Here is a 668-nt window from a genome sequence, read left to right as displayed (position 1 = left end):
CCGGGCGGCCCGTGATGGTCACGGCGGACGGCCGCCATCGCCGGCTCCGGCCCGGACGGCTCGTGGGGCCCGTGGGGCCCGTCGGGGCAGCGGGGGTCGGGGGCCGCGGGATCGCAGGAGAAGCGGCAGCCGCGCACGACCTCGACGGGCGGCAGCAGCGCGGCCAGCGCCCGCACGATCGTGGACTTGGCGGTGCCCTTCTCCCCCCGGACCAGCACGCCGCCGACGCGCGGGGAGACGGCGTTGAGGATCAGGGCGAGCTTGAGGTCCTCAAGTCCCACGATCGCGGTGAAGGGGTAGTGCGAGTCACGCACCGTCGGCATCTCCTTGGGGTGGGTCGTACGGGCCGGCCGAGAGGGGCGGTCATGCGGGGTGGCCGAGCCGCCAGCGGCCGGCGCGCCCGGTGAGGGTGACGCGGGCCAGCGGCGCGGCGTCGACGCGCCAGAACGACCGGGTCGGGGCGTCCAGCACGTGGACGACCGCGGCGCGGACGATGGCGGGGTGGGTGACGGCGACGGTCCTGCCCGGCGCCGCCGCGGAGAGCCAGCCGGACACCCGGCCGAGGAGGTCGAGCACGGATTCGCCTCCGTGGGGCGCGGCCGCCGGGTCGGTGAGCCAGGCTGCCAGCTCCGCGGGTTCGGCGGCCGTCGACCTCGGCGAGCGTCAGC

General features: G+C 77.5%; 2 pseudogenes. Both read right to left on the bottom strand.

The annotated features are described in order from the left end of the window. Nucleotides 1-323, bottom strand: a pseudogene (locus ACWJ6R_RS37590) (hypothetical protein); the annotation flags it as partial. Nucleotides 324-363: 40 nt separating this feature from the next. Continuing rightward, a pseudogene (locus ACWJ6R_RS37585) lies at nt 364-633 on the bottom strand (histidine phosphatase family protein); the annotation flags it as partial. Nucleotides 634-668: the final 35 nt, after the last annotated feature.

The sequence above is a fragment of the Planomonospora algeriensis genome, from assembly GCF_977012225.1.
Note: the sequence above shows the minus strand (reverse complement) of the source record. Positions and strands in the feature narration are given on the sequence as shown.